The sequence below is a fragment of the Streptomyces sp. NPDC052043 genome, assembly GCF_044548235.1.
Classification (GTDB): Bacteria; Actinomycetota; Actinomycetes; order Streptomycetales; family Streptomycetaceae; genus Streptomyces.
Genome location: NZ_JBIUBT010000005.1, coordinates 134,356 through 154,828, shown reverse-complemented (window position 1 = coordinate 154,828; position 20,473 = coordinate 134,356). Strand labels below are relative to the sequence as shown.

Genomic DNA, 20,473 nt, shown 5'->3' with positions numbered 1-20,473 from the left:
GCCAAGTACACCGACACCCTTCGAATGGTCGATGTGCTTGGCCGGGCCGCCGACGCGACACCCGGATTTTCGGGGCGTGACCGGGTCGCCGATCAGTCCTGCGTGGGCGGCAGGACGAGCTTGATGCCGAGCCCCAGCAGCCGCACCGGCGTTCCGACACCGCACAGGTCGGCCAGGGCGAGCAGGACCGGTTCGGCGACGACCGGCAGCAGGAGCCGCAGACCACGCTCGGTCACGGCGGGTACGGGGATACGGGGCAGGGTGATGGTGATCGTCATGATGAGACACCTCCGCCTGATCGGCACCCTCGGGCGCACCGGCGGCGAAACAATCACCGCTCGGCACCGTGTCGGGACAGGCCGTCAGACGGCGGTGCGGTGCCCGCCGGGCGCCCCGGGTGCAACGGAATGATGGGAGCTGGGACTACTACCGCAAGGACTCACCCCGTTCACCTCCTCGGGTTCGCGGCGGTCACATCCGGCCAGGGTGCAGAACACCCTTTGTCCACGTTACTACCACTCCGGAACACGGACACCTGCCAAAGTGTCGGGGCCCCTCCCCCCGCCGAGCCGGGGCGTTGGACGGCCCGCCTGCGGCCGCACAGGCCCCGAGCTGGGAGGATGAGGCCATGCGCATCACCGTACTCATGGTGCCCGACTGCCCGAACGTGCCCGTCGTGCGGGAACGGATCGCCCGCGCGCTGAACGGCCGCGGCGCCGAGGTGGAACTGGTCGAGGTCACCGACGAGGCACAGGCCCGGGCACTCGGGATGACCGGATCGCCCACCGTGCTCGTCGACGGCGTGGATCCCTTCGCCGTACCGGGTGTCCCGGCTTCCGTCTCGTGCCGCCGGTACCGGAGAGCGGACGGCACGGCCGACGGGGCGCCGAGCGTCGCCGACCTGCGGCGTGCCCTGGACGTGGCCGGCGGCGGCACGTCCCCTCACGGGTTGCGGGGCGGGGCGGACCCCGTGGTGGAGGTGGAAGTGGGGGGCGCCGCGGGGGGAGAGGCCGGGGACTCCTCGGGCCGCAGCACGCACAGGGCCCAGATGATGAACCCGGAGAACGCGATCATCACGACCGACCAGACCGGGTAGTACGGCAGGGACAGGAAGTTGGCCAGGATGATCAGCCCGGCGATCGCCACACCCGCCACACGCGCCCACAGCGCCGTCTGGAACAGGCCGATGCTGATGATCACGGCGAGCACCCCGAGGACGAGGTGGATCCAGCCCCAGCCGGTGAGGTCGTACTGGAAGACGTAGTTGCGCGTGGTGACGAAGACGTCGTCGTGGGCGATACCCATGATTCCGCGCAAGATGTCGAGCACTCCGGCGATCATCAGCATGACGGCGGCGAAGGCCGTCAGGCCGGTGGCCCATGCCTGCCTCGCCGAATGCGGCCGTGCGGTGTGGGTCGCGGTCATCTTCTCGCCTCGTTTCCTCTCGTCTCATCCGGTCCGGCGTACCGGTCCGGCGTGCTCGTCAACGGCCGGGAGTGGAGCTGACGGAGCTGTCGGGGCCCTCAGGGCCGGAGGTCACGGAGGTGGCGCGGCCCTCGGGGACCCCGCTGCTCAGGATCATGTCCTTGCCCCGGGCGAACTCCTCGTCGGTGATGTCTCCGCGGGCGCGCAGGTCGGACAGCCGGGCGAGTTCGTCGACCTTGGACCCGCCGCCCCCGGCCGCGGTCTGCCGGATGTAGGCGTTGAAGGCCTCCTGCTGCTCCCGCGCGTGTGCGAACTCCCGGCGGCTCATGCTCCTGCCGCGGGCGATGACGTAGACGAGGACGCCCAGGAACGGCAGCACGAGGCAGAACACCAGCCATCCGGCCTTGGCCCAGCCGTTCAGGCCGCCGTCGCGGAAGATGCCGAGGACGACCCGGAAGAGCAGGACGAACCACATGATCCACAGGAAGAACCACAGCATCGTCCAGAAGGCGCTCAGCAGCGGGTAGTCGTACGCGAGGTTCGGCTGCGTGCTCATTTCTCTCCTCCGTTCCGGGCCGGTGCCCGGCGGCGCGGTCTGCCCTCTGTCAGCGTGCGCACGGCAGGACGGGGACGCCTCACCCGATGGGGGTGAGCGGTGAGACGCCGCCGCGGCCACGCGCCGGCGTCTCGGTGGCCGGACGGGGCTCAGACCGTGGCCGCGGGCCCCGTCGGCGTCCGGGTGGCGGCCCTGCGCAGCGCCGACCGCCAGGCGAGGGCGAGGCCCAGTTCGACCAGGCCGAGCAGCACGAGCCACAGGCCCAGCAGCCGGGTCAGCACCAGGGCCGACTGGGCGGGCAGCACCAGCACCACGATGCCCGCGACGACACCGAGCGCCGCCACGCCGAGGAGGAAGCCGCGGTGGGGCAGGTTTCTGAAGGCGAGGGCCGTGTAGGCGGTGAGCATGCCGGACAGCAGCCAGACGATCCCGACGATCAGTGAGAGCGCGGCGATCGTCTGCAACGGGTGCCGCAGGCACAGCACCCCGGCGAGGACGAACAGCACCGCGACCAGCAGCCGCGGCAGGCGCTCGCCGTGCTCCTCCCGCGAGAAGGCGGTGACGAACCGGAAGGCGCCGGTCACGAGCAGGTACAGCCCGATCACGATCGCCAGGACGTGCAGGGTCTCGTTCGGCCAGGCGAGCACGATGATCCCCGGCACCAGCGTCGCCAGCGCCGAGGCCAGGATCCAGGACCACGAACCGCCGAGTCCCGCCAGCACGTCGGCGGGGTCGCCGTCCGGGTGGGTGCCCGTCCCGCCGGGCGTGTTCTCCGGTCCGGCACCCGGTGCCGAGCCAGGCGACATGCTCATGGGCTCCTCCTCGCGGGGATCGGTTGCAGGTCGCTGCCGACCGCCGACGGGACGGTGTGCGAGGACCTGTCCGCCAGCGTCCCGCGGGGCGGTGTCCCACGGGTCACCCCTGGGGGGTGATCCGCCTCCCGCCCCGCCGCTTTGATCCGGACGGGCCGCGCCCCGTCTCCCGGACGGCAGCAGGGGCGGCTCACTCCGGCCGCCGGGGCGGCTCACTCCGGGATACGGCGCATCTCCAGGACCCGCAGGCCCAGTGACCGGCAGCGGGCCAGCAGCCCGTACAGCTGCGCCTCGTCCACCACGGGTCCGAACAGGACGGTCTGACCGAACATCACCACGTGCTCCAGCTCCGGGAATGCCCTGGTCAGCGTCTCCGACATGTGCCCGTCGACGCGGATCTCGTAGCGCATCAGCCGCTCCCACGGTGCCTGGGGACGGGTCTACCACGCCCCTGTCCGAGGGTCCGCCCGGCCGGGCCGCCGGGCCTCACCCGGCGCAGGTGATACGGCAAGCGGTGCGGCCCGTGCGGTTCACAGCAGGCGCAGTTCGCGGGCCCGGTGCACCGCTTCGTTGCGCCGGTTGACACCGAGCTTGCGGTACACGCTCTTGAGGTGGGTCTTGACCGTGTTGACCGACACGAACAGGTCCGCGGCGATCTCCTCGGTCGTCATCATCAGCGCGAGCCGCTGGAGCACGTCCCGCTCACGGCCGCTGAGCCGGTCGACGACCAGAGCGGACGGGCGGCCCGCCTCCCGCACGGTCCCGGACCGGGGGCCCGGGCCCGCCGGCAGCCGGGGGAACGCGTCCGGGTCCAGCAGGCGGCGCAGCCACGGTCCGGTCTCGCGGAAGGGCCGCAGCAGCCGCTCGTTCCGGGCCTCCAGCAGCGCGCGGGCCGCCAGCCGACGCGCGGTGGTGTGGTCGCCCTGCCGGACGGTGGCCTCGGCGCGCACCAGCAGGGCCCGGACCGTGACGGCGGGGCCGCTGCGCCGCCCGGGAGGAAGCGCGTCGAGCAGGTCCAGGGCGGTGCCCGGGTCACCCGCGGCGAGATGGGCGCGGGCCGCCGCCACCGTGCAGGCGGCGTCCCGGCCCACGACGTCCTCCAGTGCCTTCACGGCCGTCTCGGGGCGGCCCTCGGCGAGGTGGGCGGCGGAGACGACGAGCGCGGTGTGGGCCTCGGCCCAGGGCGACGGCACGTCGGCGGGCACGGACGACTCGGCGGTCTCCAGGGCGGCGCGGACCTCTCCGCGGGCCAGGTGCAGGCGTGCGCGCGCGATGAGCAGACCGGCGGCCGTCACGGGGTCCCGCGGCACCGGCTGCGGGGCCGTCGCCCGGTCCAGCAGGGCCTGGGCCTCCCCCAGTTCGTCACGGTCGACGGCCACCGCGGCCAGGACCGCGTGGCCGAGTCCGGAACCGGTCGACCCGGCCAGGCTGAACCGGTCCGCGTCGGTGAGCGCCGCCAGGACCCCGCGTTCGGCCCGCGTGGGCCAGCCGGTCAGGTAGTCGATCAGCGCGAGCTGGGTCAGGGACTCCTCCCGGGGCAGCGCGGTGGCCCCGTCGGAGCCGGCGGCCGCGGCGGACAGCGCGGCCCTGGCGTCCTCGAAGCGTCCCGCCCACAGGCGGGCGGCGCCCAGGTGGGTCTGTGTCAGGGCGGCGAGTTCGGGGTGCTTGGCCAGGAGATGGTCGGGGATGTCCTGGCGCAGCTCGCGTGCCGTCCGGGCGGCGTGTTCGGCCCCGCCCGGGGAGCCGGTCAGCCGGGCGGCGAGGGTGTCCAGGAGGGCGAGGCCGAGCCGGGCCGCCGCCCTGTCGGAACCGGCGCGGGTCAGTTCCCGACGGGCGTGCTCCAGGTGCGGGCGGGCGTGGCCGAGGTCGCCGTCGGACAGCTCGCGCGCCGCGCGGACGAGGTCGGCGTCGGGGCCGGTGGTCCCGTGGGGCATCCGGGAGAACAGCTCGCCCAGGTCACCGGAGCGCAGGCCGGTGAAGAACTGCCCGATCGCGAGGTCGTCCACCAGGGTGCGGGCGGTGAACCGCCAGTCGCCGGCCGCGGCCCCGTGGGCGAGCGTCTCGGGCAGCGGCCCGGTGTGCCGCAGCCACTCGGCGGCCCTGCGGTGCAGTTCGGGCTCGAGGTGGGGGAACCGCACCCGCAGGTGCGCCGCGAGGATCTCCGCGAACAGCGGATGGAGGCGGTACCAGGAGTGGCCGAGGTCCTCCACGAACGCGTTCGCCCGGTGCAGCTCGGCCAGGACGGGTCCGGCGTCCCGGCGCCCGGCGAGCGCGTTGGCCAGGTCCGGGCAGAACCGGTCCAGGACGCTGACCCGCAGCAGCAGGTCCTGGGTCGGGGGCGGCTGTCTCTTGAGCACCTCGGCCAGCAGGAAGTCGGCGATCGTGCTCTGCCCGGCCTCGAACTCCTTGAGGTACGTCTCCGGGTCGCTGCTCTGCTGGGCGGCCAGGGCGCACAGCCGCAGGCCCGCCGCCCAGCCCCGGGTGCGCTCGACGAGCGCGCGGGCCGCGCCGCCGCCGAGGCACAGCCCGTGCAGTTCCAGGAGGGTCGCCGCCTCTTCGGGGGTGAAGGCCAGTTCCGCGTCCCTGATCTCGGTCAGGGTGCCGTCGGCGCGGTAGCGGTGCAGGGGCAGCGTGGGCTCGGTGCGGGTGACGAGGACCAGGTGCACGCCCTGTCCGGCGTGGTGCAGGACGAAGGCGAGTTGGTCGGCGATCTCCGGGTCGGTCACGCGGTCGTACTCGTCGAGGACGACGGTGACGGGCCGGCCGCGGCCGTTCAGCCCGGCGGCGAGCCGGGCGAGCAGGCCGTGGTCCACCATGCCCGCCTCGGCCGGGCAGCCGACGTCGCGGATCCCGTTCGCCCCGCAGGCGCGCAGGGCCTCCAGCAGGTAGGCCCAGAAGACGCCGGGTGCCGGGTCGGCGGCGTCCGCGGTGAGCCAGGCCACCGGCTGGTCCAGCTGGGCGGCCCAGTCGGCGACCAGCAGCGTCTTGCCCGCACCTGCGCCGCCGTTGACCATGGTCAGCGGTGTGGCCAGTGCCTGGTCCAGATGCTCGGCCAGCCGCTCCCGGCGCAGGAACGTGGCCGGCGGCACCGGCACGGCGAAGCGGGTGCGCAGGAACGGGTCCCCCAGGGGGTCCACGCCCGCGGCCGTCGGCCCGGGACTGTTGTCGCCGCGTTCGGACACCGCGCTCACCACCACCGGTCATGTCATGGGCAGCGCTTCTCCCGGTCAGGATCTCAGTGATGGCCCGTACGCGCGCGCCGCGCCGCGGGGGGGCACGACGGCCCGCCCGCGGGGGCGGGCCCGTGAAGGCGGACCGTGCAACCTTGTCGCAACCTCCGTGCTGCTTGGCTGCTCGTCTGTGTTCGGCTTCTTCTTCCGGGGCGGCGAAGGGCGGCGACGATGTACGAGGAGATCCCGCGTGTGGAGCTCACCCCCGCGGCGGCCGGCCTGGTGCGGCGGCTGAGCGAGGCGCACGGGCCGCTGATGTTCCACCAGTCGGGCGGCTGCTGTGACGGAAGCGCGCCCATGTGCTATCCGGAGGGCGAGTTCCGTACCGGCGGCTCGGACGTGCTGCTCGCGGAACTGGAGGTCGAGGGCGTGGAGCGGCCGGTCCCGTTCTGGATGTCGCGCAGCCAGTACGAGGTGTGGAGTCACACCCGGCTCATCGTCGACGTGGTGCCCGGACGGGGCAGCGGTTTCTCCCTGGAGGCGCCCGAGGGAGTGCGGTTCCTCATCCGCTCCCGCGTCATCGAGGCCTGAGCCCCGCACCGGCACGCGCACCCGGTTTCTCGTTCCGCATTCCGGGGCGCGGTGCCGGGACGGTGGCAGAACCACACGTTCGGAGGACACGTCTCCCGCACAACCTGACCCCCCGCTACGCCACACTTGCGGCCGAAGCCGCGAAGTGGGCGTGGCGGAGGAGGACGACGATGGCCATTTCCATCTCTGTGGTGCTGCTGCTCCTGCTCCTTGCGGTGATCTTCGTGCGCAACTGCGCGCTGAAGTTCTCGCACGCCCTGGTCTGCGTCCTGCTCGGCTTCTTCCTGGCGGGTACGAGCATGGCGCCCACCATTCACGAGGGTCTGATGGCCACCGCGCAGATCGTCGGCAGCCTGCATCCCTGACGCGCGGCCCGTGGTCAGGGCGCCGCGAGGTCGACCAGCCGGGCCAGCGCCTCGCGGTGGGCGCCCGCGGTGCCGTACGCGATCGAGTCCGCCTTGGCCCGCTTCAGGTACAGGTGGACCGGGTGCTCCCAGGTCATGCCGATGCCGCCGTGCAGTTGCAGTGCCTCCTCTGCGGCGTGGACGGCGACGGGTGCCGCGTAGGCCTGGGCGAGGGCCACCGCGACATCGGCGTCCGCCTCCCGGGCCAGTGCGTCGGCCGCGGACCGGGCGGCGGCGCGGAGGCCCGTGATCTCCAGCCACAGCTGGGCGAGCCGGTGCTTGAGCGCCTGGAAGCCACCGACGGGACGGTTGAACTGCTTGCGTTCCTTGAGGTAGCGCACGGTCTCAGTCAACGTCCAGTCAGCGAGACCGAGTTGTTCGGAGGCGAGCAGTCCGGCGCCCGCGCGCAGCGCCCGGCGCACGGCGGGTCCGGCGTCGCCCAGCCGGCGGCCCCGCACGGCGTCGAGGGAGACGGTCGCCAGCGGCCGGGTCGAATCCAGGGACACCTGCGGGGTGAGGGTGGCGTCGCCCGCGTCCACGGCGTGGAGTCCGCCGTCTTCCGTCGGAACGAGCAGCACGTCGGCGGCCATCGCGTCCGCGATGCCGGTCAACTCCCCGTGCAGCAACCCGGATTCCGCCCCTACCGTCCGGAAGGCGCCCGGCGCGGTGTGCAGCCCGACCGCCAGGACGCCGATCTCTCGACCGGACGCCAGGCGGGACAGCAGCCCGGCGGCGGCATCGCCCGTGCAGGCCAGCAGCGCCTCGGTGGCGACCACGGCGCTGGTGAGGTACGGGACAGGAGCCACCGCGCGACCCAACTCCTCCAGGACCACGGCCGCTTCACGGTGCGTGGCGCCCTGGCCGCCGTGCTCCTCGGGCACCAGCAGACCGGCCAGGCCCATGCCGTCGGCGAGCGTCTTCCACAGGGCGAGGTCGTGCGGGGCGTCCGACTCGGCGCGCGCGATCACGTCCGCCGGGGCGCAGTGGTCGGTGAGCAGGTCCCGGACGGCGGCGCGCAGCGCCTCTTCCTCCTCCGAGTACAGCAGGTCGGGTTCGGTGCTCGTCATGCTCGTCGCACTCATCGGGCGAGGTCCTTCCAGGCGACGTCCTTGTCGGTGCGCGGCTCGGCGGGCAGGCCGAGGACGCGCTCGGCGACGATGTTCAGCAGGACCTCGCTGGTCCCGCCCTCGATGCTGTTGCCCTTGGCGCGCAGATAGCGGTAGCCGGCGTCGCGGCCGGTGAAGTCGACCAGTTCGGGACGGCGCATGGTCCAGTCGTCGTACAGCAGCCCCTCTTCTCCGAGGAGTTCGACCTCCAGGCCGCTGATCTCCTGGTTGAGGCGGGCGAAGGCGAGCTTCACGCCGGAGCCCTCGGGGCCGGGCCGGCCCGCGGCCAGCTGCTGGCGCAGCCGCTCGCCGGTCAGCCGGGCCACCTCGGCCTCCACCCACAGCCTCAGCAGCCGCTGGTGCAGGTCGTGGGTGCGCAGTTCCGGGCGTTCGCGCCAGGTCCTGGCCACGGGGCCGATCATGCCGTCCTCGCGGGGCAGCCGCATTCCGCCGATGGACACGCGCTCGTTCATGAGCGTGGTCCGGGCGACCCGCCAGCCGTCGCCGACCTCGCCGAGGCGGTGGGCGTCGGGGATGCGCACGCCCGTCAGGAAGACCTCGTTGAACTCGGCCTCCCCGGTGATCTGGCGCAGGGGCCGCACCTCGACGCCGGGGTCGGTCATGTCGCAGAGGAAGTAGGTGATGCCCTGGTGCTTGGGCAGATCGGGGTCGGTGCGGGCGATGAGGATGGCCCAGCGGGCGAGGTGGGCACTGGAGGTCCACACCTTCTGGCCGCTGACCACCCAGGTGTCGCCGTCACGGACCGCCCGGGTGCCGAGGGCGGCCAGGTCGGATCCGGCGCCCGGTTCGCTGAACAGCTGGCACCAGACCTCCTCCCCGGTCCACAGCGGCCTGAGGAAGCGCCGCTTCTGCTCCTCGGTGCCGTGCCGCAGGAGGGTCGGCGCGGCCATGCCGAGGCCGATGCCGATGCGGCGCGGGTCGTTGTCCGGGGCGCCCGCCGCCGCCAGCTCGGCGTCCACGACGGCCTGGAGGGAGCGGGCGGCGCCGAGTCCGCCGAGGCCCCGCGGGTAGTGCACCCAGGCGAGCCCCGCGTCGAAACGGGCCCTGAGGAAGTCGAGCCGGCCGGTGGTGGCCGGCGGATGCGCGGCCAGCAACTCGCGGGTGCGGCGGCGCAGTTCCTCGGCGTCGGTCATAGGGCGGCTCCGTTCTCCAGGGCGGGCACCACGGCGACGCGCCCGGTGGTGGCCCCGTCGGCGACCCGCTGGACGGCGGCCGCGGCCTCGGCCAGCGGCACCCGCTCGCTCACCAGCGGCTTGATCGCGCCCCGGGCGGCCAGGGCGGTGAGCTGCTCGTGGCAGTGCCGGACCAGCTCGGGGTTCTTGGTGTGGTACAGACCCCAGTGCAGGCCGACGATGGAGTAGTTCTTGACGAGTGCGTGGTTGAGCGCCGGACTGGGGACGGTGCCGCCGGCGAAGCCGACCACGAGGATCCGGCCCTCGAAGGCGACGGCCTTGGCGGACTGGGCGTAGGCCGAGCCGCCGACCGGGTCGTAGATCACGTCCGCGCCCCGGCCGCCGGTGGCCTCCTTCACGGCGGCGACGACGTCGTCGGTGTGCCGGTCGATCACCACGTCGCAGCCCAACTCGCGGGCCACGGCGGCTTTCGCGGCACCGCCGGCGACACCGATGACCCGGGCGCCCGCCGCCTTGCCGAGCTGCACGGCCGCGCTGCCGACGCCTCCGGCGGCGGCGTGGACGAGCAGGGTCTCGCCGGCCTCCAGCCGCGCCCGGCGGTGCAGGCCGAACCAGCCGGTCTGGTAGCCGATGTGCAGGGCGGCCGCCTCGGCGTCGTCCAGCGTGTCGGGGGCGGGCAGCACGGCGTCGGTGGCGGCGACGGCGTACTCGGCGAAACCGCCGTACGGCAGCGCAGGGTTGGCGATCACGCGGCGGCCGTCCTCCGTCTCGCCGCAGATCTCCACGCCCGGGGTGAAGGGCAGCGGCGGCCGGACCTGGTACTGGCCGCGGCACAGCAGCGCGTCCGGGAAGTTGATGGTGGCGGCACGCACCTTGAGCAGGATCCGGCCCTCGCCCGGGGTGGGCGGCCCGGTCTCCTCCAGCCGCATCACCTCGCCCGGTTCGCCGTTCTCGTGCACTCGCCATGCCTGCATGCGCCGCCTCCAGGGGGACCGCGTCGTCGCGTCGTCTGACCGGGGTCGGTCGCATACTAAGCAGTCGCTTGCCGATCGGGGAACCACCCGTGGTCAGACGTCCGGGCCACCGCGCGTCGGCCGCGCCCGTACGTGCATGCGCTCCCCCTGCGGTCCGAACAGGCTCAGGAACTCCACCGGCCCCTCGCCGGTCGACCCGAACCAGTGCGGCACGCGCGTGTCGAACTCCGCCGCCTCCCCGGCCGTGAGCACCACGTCGTGCCCGCCGAGCACCAGCCGCAGCTTGCCCGACAGCACGTACAGCCACTCGTAGCCCTCGTGGGTCCGCGGGTCCGGTTCGAGCCTGCGCCGCGGTTCCAGCACCTTGAACGCCTGGAGGCCGCCGGGCTGCCGGGTCAGCGGCCAGTGGGTGCGGCCGCCGCGCACGATCGGCTCGGCCCGTACCCGCGGGTCACGCACCGGAGGGGCGCCGACCAGTTCGTCCAGCTGCATCCGATGGGCCTGCGCGATCGGCAGCAGCAGCTCCAGGCTGGGTTTGCGCAGGCCCGACTCCAGGCGCGAGAGGGTGCTGACGGAGATCCCGGTCGCCTCCGCGAGGGCGGCGAGGGTGACTTCCCGTTCCTTGCGTATCCGGCGCAGCCGGGGGCCCACGTCGGCCAGAACGTCCTCGATGCTCATACCCCGATTGCAGGACCGGCAAATCCGTTTGTCAATACGGCACCGCAGGGACGACCTTCTCGGTGGAGGTGGTCACCATGACCGAGAAGAGCGAGAAGACCGAGAAGAGCCGGAAGACCGAGAAGACCGAGAAGTACGAGGTCGTCGTCGTCGGGGGCGGCGCGGCGGGGCTGTCCGCCGCGCTGGTCCTCGGCCGGGCCCGGCGGCGCACGCTGGTCGTCGACGCGGGCGAACCGCGCAACGCGCCGTCCGCGCACATGCAGGGCTTCCTGTCCCGGGACGGCATGTCCCCGGCACGGTTCCTCGCCGCCGGCCGCGAGGAGATCGAACGGTACGGGGTCGAGCTGGTCCGGGACCGGGCGGTGCAAGCGCTGCGGGACGCCGACGGCGAGTTCGAGGTGACGCTGGCCGGCGGCCGCACGGTCCACGCCCGGCAGATGGTCGTCGCCACCGGCCTGAAGGACGAGCTGCCGGCGGTCCCGGGCCTCGCCGAACGGTTCGGCCGTGACGTCCTGCACTGCCCGTACTGCCACGGCTGGGAGGTGCGCGACCAGGCCTTCGGCGTGCTCGCCACGACACCGCTGAGCGTCCACCAGGCACTGATGGTGACCCAGTGGTCCAAGGACGTGACGCTCTTCCTGCACCGGGTCGGCGAGGACGCGCTGACCGACGACGACCTGCGCAGGCTGGCCGCGGCCGGCGTCCACGTGGTGCCCGGCGAGGTGGCCGGGGTCGTCGTCGAGGCCGACCGGCTGACCGGGGTCCGGCTCGCGGACGGGACGACGCACGCCCGCGAGGCGCTGTTCGTCGCGCCGCGCGCGCTGCCGCAGATCGGTCTCCTCCAGCAACTGGGCGCCGAGCTGCGCGAGACGCCGTTCGGCTCGTTCCCGGTGATCGACGAACGGGGCCTGACGACCGTCCCCGGCCTGTGGGCGGCCGGGAACGCCAGCGGCTTCGCCGAGCAGGTCGTCAACGCCGCCAGCCGCGGCTACCGCGCCGGCGCGGCGATCAACGGCGAACTGCTCTTCGCGGACCTGGACGCGGCGGTGGCGACGGGGAGCGCGGCACGGGGGTAGCACGGCACGGGCGGACCGGGGCGCGTCCACCCGAGGGCCGGCGAGCGGGGGCGCGGCAGAGCGAGGGTGTGGGGCGGCGCCGTGCGGTGCACCATGGCTGCATGTTGCTCGCCCGGTTGGCCCAGGTGTCGCGGGAGGTGGCCGCCGCCTCGGCGCGGTCGCGGAAGACGGTTCTGCTCGCCGAGTTGTTCCGGGAGGCGGGGGCCGAGGACGTGCCGGTCGTCATCCCTTATCTGGCAGGCCGGCTGCCGCAGGGGCGGCTCGGCGTGGGCTGGAAGGTGCTCGGCCGCCGGGTCGCCCCCGCCGCCGAGGCGTCGCTCACCGTGCGCGAGGTGGATGCCCGACTGAGCGAGCTCGGCAAGGTCTCCGGCCCCGGATCGCACACCGAACGCTCCCGGATCGTCGGTGAGTTGATGGGCGCGGCGACCGACGACGAGCAGCGGTTCCTGCGCGGGCTGCTCACCGGGGAGGTCCGGCAGGGCGCGCTGGACGCCATCGCCGTCGAGGCGCTGGCCGGGGCGACGGGCGCACCCCCGGCGGACGTGCGGCGGGCGGTGATGCTGGCCGGTTCGTTGCGGACGGTGGCACAGGCCCTGCTCGCGGACGGCCCGGCGGCGCTGGAGCGCTTCCGGCTCACCGTCGGCCGCCCGGTCCTGCCGATGCTGGCGCACAGCGCCTCCTCGGTGGCCGAGGCGGTCGAAAGGCTCGGCGCGTGCGCCGTCGAGGAGAAACTCGACGGCATCCGGGTCCAGGTCCACCGGGACGGCGGCACCGTACGGGTGCACACCCGCACCCTGGACGACATCACCGACCGGCTTCCGGAACTGACGGCGGTCGCACAGGCGTTGCCCGGCGAGCGGTTCATCCTGGACGGCGAGGTCATCTCCTTCGGGGCGGACGGGCGGCCGCGCTCGTTCCAGGAGACCGCCGGGCGCGTGGGCTCACGCGTCGACGTGGCCACGGCCGCCGAGGCGGTCCCCGTCTCCCCCGTCTTCTTCGACGCGCTGTCGGTCGGCGACCGCGATCTGCTCGACCTGCCGTTGACCGAGCGCCAGGCCGAGCTGGCCCGTCTCGTGCCGGAGCCGATGCGGGTCAGGCGCACCCTGGTGTCGGGGCCCGACGACGTCGGCGAGGCCGAGCGGTTCCTGGCCGAGACACTGCGGCGCGGCCACGAGGGTGTGGTCGTCAAGGCCCTCGACGCCGCCTACAGCGCGGGCCGGCGCGGCGCGTCCTGGCTCAAGGTCAAGCCCGTGCACACCCTGGACCTGGTGGTCCTGGCCGCCGAGTGGGGCCACGGCCGGCGCACCGGCAAGCTGTCCAACCTGCACCTGGGCGCGCGCACCGCCGACGGCGGCTTCGCGATGCTCGGCAAGACGTTCAAGGGCATGACGGACGCGATGCTGGCCTGGCAGACCGAGCGGCTGCGCGGGCTCGCCGTCGAGGACGACGGCCGGGTGGTGACCGTGCGCCCCGAGCTCGTCGTCGAGATCGCCTACGACGGCCTGCAGCGCTCCACCCGCTACCCGGCGGGCGTGACCCTCCGCTTCGCCCGGGTCGTGCGCTACCGCGAGGACAAGCGCCCCGAGGACGCCGACACCGTCACGACGCTGCTGGCCGCGCACCCGGAGATCGCGCCATGAGCGCCCCGCGGGAGGCACGGCGGGGTCGGCGCAGTGCCGGTCTGCTGCTGTTCCGGCGCTCCGGCGGCGGCCTGGAGGTGCTCCTCGGGCACATGGGCGGCCCCTTCTTCGCCCGGCGGGACGCGGGGGCGTGGACGGTTCCGAAGGGTGAGTACGGCCCGGAGGAACCCGCGTGGGAGGCGGCCCGCCGCGAGTTCCAGGAGGAGCTGGGGCTGCCGCCGCCGGACGGGGAGGCCGTGCCGCTGGGTGAGGTCCGGCAGACGAACGGCAAGACCGTCACGGCCTGGGCGGTCGAGGCCGACCTCGACCCCGCGGCGGTCGTCCCCGGCACGTTCCTCATGGAGTGGCCGCCGCGGTCCGGGCGCACCCGGGAGTTCCCCGAGCTGGACCGGGTGGCCTGGCTCGGTCTTGACCGGGCCCGCGCGGTGATCGTCAGGGCCCAGGCCGCGTTTCTCGACCGGCTGGCCGAGCACTCGCCCTGACGAGCGCCGCACACGTTGCGCTCGGCCCCGCGGCGCGGGAAGGTCGAAGCACAGGCCGCTCCCAGGGAGGTCAGCCATGTCCATCGCCACGGTGAACCCGGCCAACGGCGAGACGCTCAAGACGTACGAGGCCATGGGCGAGGAAGAGATCGAGCGCCGGCTCCAGCTCGCGCAGGCCACGTTCCGTACGTACCGGACGACGGCCTTCGGCGAGCGGACCCGTCTGATGAACAGGGCCGCCGCTCTCCTCGACGAGGACCAGGACGAGATCGCCCGTGTCATGACCACGGAGATGGGCAAGCCGGTCAGGCAGGCCCGCGCGGAGGCCGCGAAGTGCGCCAAGGCCATGCGCTGGTACGCCGAGCACGCCGAGGAACTGCTCGCCGACGAGCGGCCCGCCGAGTCGGACGTGAAGGACTCCGGTGCCTCCCGCGTCCTGGTCCGCTACCGGCCGCTCGGACCGGTGCTGGCCGTCATGCCCTGGAACTTCCCCCTGTGGCAGGTGGTCCGCTTCGCCGCGCCCGCCCTGATGGCCGGCAACGTCGGCCTGCTCAAGCACGCCTCCAACGTGCCGCAGACGGCGCTGTACCTGGAGGACCTGTTCCACCGGGCGGGGTTCGCCGAGGGCTGTTTCCAGACCCTGCTCATCGGCTCCGGAGCGGTCGACGACATCCTGCGCGACGAGCGGGTGCGGGCGGCCACCCTGACCGGCAGCGAGCCGGCCGGACGGGCTGTGGCGTCCACCGCCGGGGAGATGATCAAGAAGACGGTGCTGGAGCTGGGCGGCAGCGACCCGTTCGTCGTGATGCCGTCCGCCGACGTCGACCGGGCCGCCGAGGTCGCGGTGACCGCGCGCGTGCAGAACAACGGCCAGTCCTGCATCGCCGCCAAGCGGTTCATCGTGCACACGGACGTCCACGACGCCTTCGCCGAGCGTTTCGTCGCCGGGATGAGGGCGCTGAGGATCGGTGACCCGATGCGGGAGGACACCGAGGTCGGGCCGCTGTCCAGTGAGCGGGGCCGGTCGGATCTGGAGGAGCTCGTCGACGACGCCCGGCGTGGCGGGGCCGCTGTGCTGTGCGGTGGCGAACGGTCCGACGGCCCCGGCTGGTACTACCCGCCGACCGTGCTGGCCGGCATCACCCGCGAGATGCGCATCCACCGCGAGGAGGCGTTCGGCCCGGTGGCGACGCTGTACCGGGCGACCGACCTCGACGAGGCGGTGCTCATCGCCAACGACTCGCCCTTCGGCCTGAGTTCGAACGTCTGGACGGAGGACGAGACCGAGGTGGAACGGTTCGTGCGGGACCTGGAGGCGGGCGGGGTGTACGTCAACGGGATGACCGCCTCGCATCCGGCGTTCCCGTTCGGTGGAGTGAAGCGGTCGGGGTACGGACGTGAGCTGTCCGGGCACGGAATCCGCGAGTTCTGCAACATCACCACCGTGTGGCACGGGGCGTGACGCTTCCGCGGCTACGATCCCCTTTGTGAACCGCGAAGTGACTCTGCCTCTGATCGTCGACGACCGCGGTACCTTGCAGGTGGCCGCGGCCGACGTGAGCAAGCTGCTGCGCACGGTCGGCGGGCGGTGGCTGCGTCTGGTGGAGACCGGGCAGGCGGGACTGGACGAGGACACGGTGGCCGCGCTGACCATCGAGCTGGCCAAACTCGCCGACCGCATCGACGTGGCCTGCATCGCCCACAGCAGCGGATCCGCCTCCGGCTGACGGGGCCGGCCCGTGCCGCGCCGGAACCACCGCGGCACGGGCCGGCTACCGCTTCGCCACGCCCGGCCGCGCCGCACCTCACGCACGACGGCCGTGCGGGGCGGCGTTGTGCCCCGGATGGCGGAGGCCGGCGCCCGCCCGGGCGGGACGGAAGGCGCGGCCCGGATCTTCGTGTGGTGGGTGGCGGTCGAGGCGGGCCGCAGGTCCCGGGCGGTCCGCGACCCGCAAGGCTGTGAGCAGGCATTTTCCGCTCGTGGGAGCCGGCTTCCCGGCCTTTTGGGGCAGGATCCGCGAGCCCGGAGGGCGTTGTCCGCCGTCGCCGGATTGGAGTAGTTCCGCGAGAAGATCGTCGCTCTCCTGGGCGATCGTGGATGAGCCACCCTTTTGGGTGCTGCACCCTCTGCCCGGGGGGCAACCGGCCTTCCGGAAGGCGAAAGCAGGCACGGCTCATGGCGACTTTGTGCAGACCCTCGGTGTCCGTACCAGAGCACGTGATCACCATGGAGGAGACGCTGGAACTCGCGCGCTCCCGCCACGCGGACCACCCGCAGCTCCCGCTGGCCCTCCGGCTCATCGAGAACACCGGTGTGCAGACCCGGCACATCGTGCAGCCCATCGCGGAGACCCTCAAGCACCCCGGCTTCGAGGAGCGCAACAAGCTCTACGAGCAGGAGGCCAAGGCCCGGGTCCCCGCCGTCATCCAGCGGGCCCTCGACGACGCCGAGCTCCTGACCAGGGACATCGATGTCATCATCTACGTCTCCTGCACGGGCTTCATGATGCCGTCGCTCACCGCGTGGCTGATCAACACGATGGAGTTCGACTCGACGACCCGCCAGATCCCCATAGCCCAACTGGGCTGCGCGGCCGGGGGCGCCGCGATCAACCGGGCCCACGACTTCTGCACGGCGTACCCGGACGGAAACGCCCTCATCGTGGCCTGCGAGTTCTGCTCGCTGTGCTACCAGCCCACCGACCTCGGCGTCGGCTCCCTGCTCTCCAACGGCCTGTTCGGCGACGGCATCGCCGCCGCTGTGGTCCGCGGCACCGGCGGCACGGGCGTCCGGCTCGAGCGCAACGGCTCGTACCTGATCCCCAAGACGGAGGAGTGGATCGCCTACGACGTCCGGGAGACCGGCTTCCACTTCCTGCTGGACAAGCGGGTGCCCACCACCATGGAGCCGCTCGCCCCGGCCCTTCAGGCCCTGGCCGGACTGCACGGCTGGGACGCGTCCGACCTGGACTTCTACGTCATCCACGCGGGCGGCCCGCGCATCCTGGACGACCTCAGCAAGTTCCTGAACGTCGAGCCGCACGCGTTCCGGTTCAGCCGGGCCACGCTCACCGAGTACGGCAACATCGCCAGCGCCGTCGTCCTGGACGCGCTGCGCCGGCTGTTCGACGAGGGCGACCCCGAGGACCGGGCGCGCGGGCTGCTCGCCGGATTCGGCCCCGGGATCACCGCCGAGATGTCGCTCGGCTGCTGGCAGACCGGGGGCGAGGCATGACCGAGGAGACACTCGTCGAGGAGGCACGCACCCAGGCGGCGCCGGCGGTCCGGCACCGGCCGGCGCACGACCTGGCGGACGTGGCCTTCGACCCGGCGCTCCGCGAGCCGGTGGAGGCAGGTCCGGTCACCCGCGTCGAGCTGCCGGGCGCCGAGGGCCGGGCGTGGCTGGTGACCCGCATGGACGACGTGCGGGCGGTCACCGACGACCCCCGGTTCAGCCGCGAGGCGGTCACCGACCGGCAGGTCGCCCGGCCGGCCCCGCGCTTCGTCCCGGCGCGCGGCGCGACCGGCTCCCTGGAGCCGTCGGGCCACACCCGGCTGCGCCGCTCGATCGCCCCGGCCCTCACCGCGGACGGTGTGGAGCGGGTGCGGGACAGCGCCCGCCGGATGCTGGACGAACTGGTCGACGACCTGCTCGCGAACGGGCCGCCCGCCGACCTGACCGCCGAGGTGCTCCGCCCGTTCCCGATCGCGGTGCTCTGCGAGCTGCTGGGTGTGCCGGTCGCAGACCGGCAGGGGATGCGCGTCTGGACCCGGCTGGTCCTGTCCTCCGCGCCCGGCACCGCCGTCGGCGAGCAGGCCAGGGAGGAGATGGACACGTACTTCGCCGAGCTCCTCGACGCCCGCGCGGACAGCGCCGGGGAGGACGTCGCCTCGCTGCTCGGGACGGCCGTGGCACGCCGTGAGATCACCCTGGAGGAGGCCGTGGGACTCGCAGTTCTCCTGCAGACCGGCGGCGAGGCGGTCACCGGCAGCAGCGGGCAGATGTTCTACCTCCTGCTGACCCGCCCCGAGCTGGCCGACCGGCTGCGCGCGGACCCGCCGATCCGCCCGCGGGCCGTCGACGAACTGCTGCGCTGCGTCCCGCAACGCAACGGGGTCGCGCTGTCCCGGATCGCCCTGGAGGACGTGGAGATCGGAGGGGTGCGGATCCGGGCGGGCGAGGTGGTCCATGTGTCGTACCCGGCCGCCAACCGCGACCCGGACGTCTTCGCCGACCCCGGGACGATCGACCTCTCGCGCAGCCCGAACCCGCATGTGGCGTTCGGCTCCGGCCCGCACCACTGCCCGGGCGACCGGCTCGCCCGGCTGGCGTCGGAGCTGCTGGTCGACGTCCTGCTGGACCGGATGCCGACTCTGAGGCTCGCGGTGCCGAAAGAGCAAGTGCCCTTCAGCCAGGGCGCGTTGATCCGCGGGCCCGAGTCCCTGCCGGTGACGTGGTGATCCGGCGATGACCACGGAAGGACTGCTCGTGCCGCCGGGCCAGGGCCGCATCGTCGAGGCGCCGGCCCAGCGGGTGACGTTCAAGGTGACGGGCTCTCACTCGCGGACGGCCTCCACGTTCGAGGTGGAGGTCCCGCCCGGCTTCGACGTCGGCGCCCATGTGCACACACGCAGCGAGGAGTTGTTCTACGTGCTGGAGGGCGAGCTGGACGTGCTCGCCTTCGAGCCGCGGATCCGGACCCCCGACGGCTGGCAGCGGTGGGAGTCCCACTCCGGCAACCGCGTGGTGCGGGCGACCCCGGGCACGGTCATCGTCGTCCCGCCGGGCTGCCCGCACGCCTTCGCCAACCCCACCGACGCTCCCGCGAAGATGTTCTTCCAGGCGTCCCCGCCACCCGATCACGAGCGGTACTTCGAGGAACTCCTGGCGATCCTGGGGAACGGGGGCCCGCCGGACCACGCGGCGATCGAGGAACTCAGGAAGCGCTACGACATCGAGCAGCTGACGCCGCTGCGGCACCGTTAGGGTCTTTCGTCTGGATCAGGCCGGATCAGGGAGCGGGGTCTGGTGATGGGGGCACCTCCCACGCCGTTCAGGCAGTGGGGGAGCATCGCAAGGCGGAGGAGGGCGGCAGGGCGGAGCCCTGCCAACCGACGACAACGCCGCGAGGCGCGGTGCCAGACCCCGCGAGCCCGGCCTGATCCAAACGAGAGGCCCTAGCGGATCGGCATGCCCGAGATCGTGCGGGAGATCACCAGCCGCTGGATCTCGCTGGTCCCCTCGAAAATGGTGTAGATGGCCGCGTCGCGGTGCATCCGCTCCACCGGGTACTCCCGGGTGTAGCCGTTGCCGCCGAGGATCTGGATGGCCTGGGCCGTGACCTTCTTCGCGGTCTCGCTGGCGAACAGCTTGGACATCGAGCCCTCGGCGGCCTCGAACGGCCTGCCGTTGACCGCCATCCACGAGGCCCGCCAGACCAGCAGCCGCGCGGCGTCGATCCGCGTGCGCATGTCGGCGAGCTGGAAGGCGACCCCCTGGTTGTCGATGATCGGCCGGCCGAACTGCTCCCGCGTCCGGGCGTAGTCGAGGGCGACCTCGTAGGCGGCCCGGGCGGTGCCGACCGCCATGGCGCCGACGGCGGGGCGGGACGCCTCGAACGTGGCCATCGCCGCGTTCTTCACCCTCTCTCCGCCCTTGCGGGCCTTCTCCCGGGCGCGGGCGAGCCGCTCGTCCAGCTTCTGTCTGCCGCCGAGCAGGCAGGACCCCGGGACGCGGACGCCGTCCAGGACCACCTCGGCGGTGTGCGAGGCGCGGATGCCGTGCTTCTTGAACTTCTGCCCCTGCGTCAGCCCCGGCGTGCCCGGCGGGACGATGAAGGAGGCGTGGCCCTTGGAGCCGAGTGCGGAATCGACGGAGGCGACGACCACGTGCACGTTGGCGATGCCGCCGTTGGTCACCCAGGTCTTGGTGCCGTTGATCACCCACTCGTCCTTGGCCTCGTCGTACACCGCGCGGGTGCGCATCGAGGCCACGTCGGAGCCTGCGTCGGGCTCGGAGGAGCAGAAGGCGGCGACCTTCACATCGCCCGGGTCGCCGTACATCTGCGGAATCCAGGTGCCGATCTGCTCGTCGGTGCCGTTGGCGAGGACGCCCACGGCGGCGAGGCCGGTGCCGACGATGGACAGCGCGATGCCGGCGTCGCCCCAGAACAGCTCCTCCATGGCCGTCGGGATGCCGAGGCCGGTGGCGTCGAAGTACTGCTGGGCGTAGAAGTCGAGGGAGTAGATGCCGACCTTGGCGGCCTCCTGGATGACCGGCCAGGGGGTCTCCTCGCGCTCGTCCCATTCGGCGGCGGCGGGACGGATCACATCGGCCGCGAAGCCGTGCAGCCAGTCCCGGACCTCCCTCTGCTCGTCGTTGAGCTCCATGGTGAACTCGGCCAT

21 protein-coding genes and 1 pseudogene are annotated in these 20,473 nt (G+C 73.1%); 11 read left to right on the top strand and 11 right to left on the bottom strand.

Features of this window, described 5'->3' with window-relative positions; translation table 11 throughout:
• Positions 1–92 precede the first annotated feature (92 nt).
• Positions 93–278, bottom strand: a complete 186-nt coding sequence (locus tag ACIHCX_RS14990) for a hypothetical protein (RefSeq protein WP_400029389.1) — start codon at positions 276–278, stop codon at positions 93–95.
• 350 nt (positions 279–628) lie between these two features.
• Here ACIHCX_RS14990 and ACIHCX_RS14985 point away from each other — a divergent pair.
• Positions 629–793: pseudogene (locus tag ACIHCX_RS14985) on the top strand (alkylmercury lyase); the annotation flags it as partial.
• A gap of 149 nt (positions 794–942) precedes the next feature.
• Here the strand turns inward: ACIHCX_RS14985 and ACIHCX_RS14980 are convergent.
• The 5 genes from ACIHCX_RS14980 to ACIHCX_RS14960 form a co-directional block, all read right to left on the bottom strand.
• Positions 943–1,425 carry a hypothetical protein gene (locus tag ACIHCX_RS14980; protein WP_400029388.1) on the bottom strand — a complete coding sequence of 161 codons (483 nt, stop codon included), beginning with the start codon at positions 1,423–1,425 and terminating at the stop codon, positions 943–945.
• Between the two features lie 58 nt (positions 1,426–1,483).
• Complete coding sequence (locus tag ACIHCX_RS14975; RefSeq protein WP_400029387.1) at positions 1,484–1,981, bottom strand: SHOCT domain-containing protein; 498 nt, start codon at positions 1,979–1,981, stop codon at positions 1,484–1,486.
• Between the two features lie 149 nt (positions 1,982–2,130).
• Positions 2,131–2,793, bottom strand: a complete 663-nt coding sequence (locus ACIHCX_RS14970) for an HdeD family acid-resistance protein (protein WP_400029386.1) — start codon at positions 2,791–2,793, stop codon at positions 2,131–2,133.
• Positions 2,794–3,005: 212 nt separating this feature from the next.
• Positions 3,006–3,203, bottom strand: coding sequence for a hypothetical protein (locus tag ACIHCX_RS14965; RefSeq protein WP_400029385.1), 198 nt, complete (start codon positions 3,201–3,203; stop codon positions 3,006–3,008).
• A gap of 120 nt (positions 3,204–3,323) precedes the next feature.
• Positions 3,324–5,984, bottom strand: coding sequence for a LuxR C-terminal-related transcriptional regulator (locus tag ACIHCX_RS14960; RefSeq protein ID WP_400029384.1), 2,661 nt, complete (start codon positions 5,982–5,984; stop codon positions 3,324–3,326).
• A 210-nt stretch (positions 5,985–6,194) separates the two neighbouring features.
• Between ACIHCX_RS14960 and ACIHCX_RS14955 the strand changes: the two genes are divergently transcribed.
• Both ACIHCX_RS14955 and ACIHCX_RS14950 read left to right on the top strand, forming a co-directional pair.
• Complete coding sequence (locus ACIHCX_RS14955; RefSeq protein ID WP_400029383.1) at positions 6,195–6,554, top strand: DUF779 domain-containing protein; 360 nt, start codon at positions 6,195–6,197, stop codon at positions 6,552–6,554.
• Between the two features lie 170 nt (positions 6,555–6,724).
• Complete coding sequence (locus ACIHCX_RS14950; protein ID WP_141363227.1) at positions 6,725–6,919, top strand: hypothetical protein; 195 nt, start codon at positions 6,725–6,727, stop codon at positions 6,917–6,919.
• A gap of 14 nt (positions 6,920–6,933) precedes the next feature.
• On the opposite strand, the gene ACIHCX_RS14945 is transcribed toward ACIHCX_RS14950, so the two are convergent.
• The 4 genes from ACIHCX_RS14945 to ACIHCX_RS14930 form a co-directional block, all read right to left on the bottom strand.
• Entirely contained in the window at positions 6,934–8,040 is a 1,107-nt protein-coding gene (locus ACIHCX_RS14945; protein ID WP_400029382.1) for an acyl-CoA dehydrogenase family protein, read from the bottom strand.
• Positions 8,037–9,218 carry an acyl-CoA dehydrogenase family protein gene (locus ACIHCX_RS14940; RefSeq protein ID WP_400029381.1) on the bottom strand — a complete coding sequence of 394 codons (1,182 nt, stop codon included), beginning with the start codon at positions 9,216–9,218 and terminating at the stop codon, positions 8,037–8,039. Before ACIHCX_RS14940 ends, ACIHCX_RS14945 begins: the two co-directional genes overlap by 4 nt.
• Positions 9,215–10,192 (bottom strand): NADPH:quinone oxidoreductase family protein, encoded by a 978-nt coding sequence (locus ACIHCX_RS14935; RefSeq protein ID WP_400029380.1) that lies wholly within the window; start codon positions 10,190–10,192, stop codon positions 9,215–9,217. Before ACIHCX_RS14935 ends, ACIHCX_RS14940 begins: the two co-directional genes overlap by 4 nt.
• A gap of 93 nt (positions 10,193–10,285) precedes the next feature.
• On the bottom strand, positions 10,286–10,870 hold the full coding sequence (locus ACIHCX_RS14930; protein WP_400029379.1) for a helix-turn-helix domain-containing protein: 585 nt from the start codon (positions 10,868–10,870) through the stop codon (positions 10,286–10,288).
• Between the two features lie 77 nt (positions 10,871–10,947).
• Between ACIHCX_RS14930 and ACIHCX_RS14925 the strand changes: the two genes are divergently transcribed.
• The 8 genes from ACIHCX_RS14925 to ACIHCX_RS14890 all read left to right on the top strand — a co-directional run bounded on the left by ACIHCX_RS14925 (position 10,948) and on the right by ACIHCX_RS14890 (position 19,055).
• A complete protein-coding gene (locus ACIHCX_RS14925; protein WP_400029378.1) occupies positions 10,948–11,946 on the top strand; it encodes an NAD(P)/FAD-dependent oxidoreductase in 999 nt (332 codons plus the stop codon).
• A gap of 101 nt (positions 11,947–12,047) precedes the next feature.
• Positions 12,048–13,586 (top strand): ATP-dependent DNA ligase, encoded by a 1,539-nt coding sequence (locus ACIHCX_RS14920; RefSeq protein ID WP_400029377.1) that lies wholly within the window; start codon positions 12,048–12,050, stop codon positions 13,584–13,586.
• Positions 13,583–14,068, top strand: a complete 486-nt coding sequence (locus ACIHCX_RS14915) for an NUDIX domain-containing protein (protein ID WP_400029376.1) — start codon at positions 13,583–13,585, stop codon at positions 14,066–14,068. The genes ACIHCX_RS14920 and ACIHCX_RS14915 overlap by 4 nt, the downstream gene beginning before the upstream one ends.
• A 76-nt stretch (positions 14,069–14,144) precedes the next feature.
• Positions 14,145–15,530, top strand: coding sequence for an NADP-dependent succinic semialdehyde dehydrogenase (locus tag ACIHCX_RS14910; RefSeq protein ID WP_400029375.1), 1,386 nt, complete (start codon positions 14,145–14,147; stop codon positions 15,528–15,530).
• Between the two features lie 25 nt (positions 15,531–15,555).
• Entirely contained in the window at positions 15,556–15,795 is a 240-nt protein-coding gene (locus ACIHCX_RS14905) for a DUF6213 family protein (protein ID WP_400029374.1), read from the top strand.
• Positions 15,796–16,166: 371 nt separating this feature from the next.
• Positions 16,167–17,303: a type III polyketide synthase gene (locus tag ACIHCX_RS14900; RefSeq protein WP_400029373.1), complete on the top strand. Its 1,137-nt coding sequence runs from the start codon at positions 16,167–16,169 to the stop codon at positions 17,301–17,303.
• Complete coding sequence (locus ACIHCX_RS14895) at positions 17,300–18,529, top strand: cytochrome P450 (protein WP_400029372.1); 1,230 nt, start codon at positions 17,300–17,302, stop codon at positions 18,527–18,529. Before ACIHCX_RS14900 ends, ACIHCX_RS14895 begins: the two co-directional genes overlap by 4 nt.
• A gap of 7 nt (positions 18,530–18,536) precedes the next feature.
• A complete protein-coding gene (locus ACIHCX_RS14890; protein ID WP_400029371.1) occupies positions 18,537–19,055 on the top strand; it encodes a cupin domain-containing protein in 519 nt (172 codons plus the stop codon).
• Between the two features lie 191 nt (positions 19,056–19,246).
• Here the strand turns inward: ACIHCX_RS14890 and ACIHCX_RS14885 are convergent, their stop codons facing one another.
• On the bottom strand, positions 19,247–20,473 hold the full coding sequence (locus ACIHCX_RS14885; RefSeq protein WP_400029370.1) for an acyl-CoA dehydrogenase family protein: 1,227 nt from the start codon (positions 20,471–20,473) through the stop codon (positions 19,247–19,249).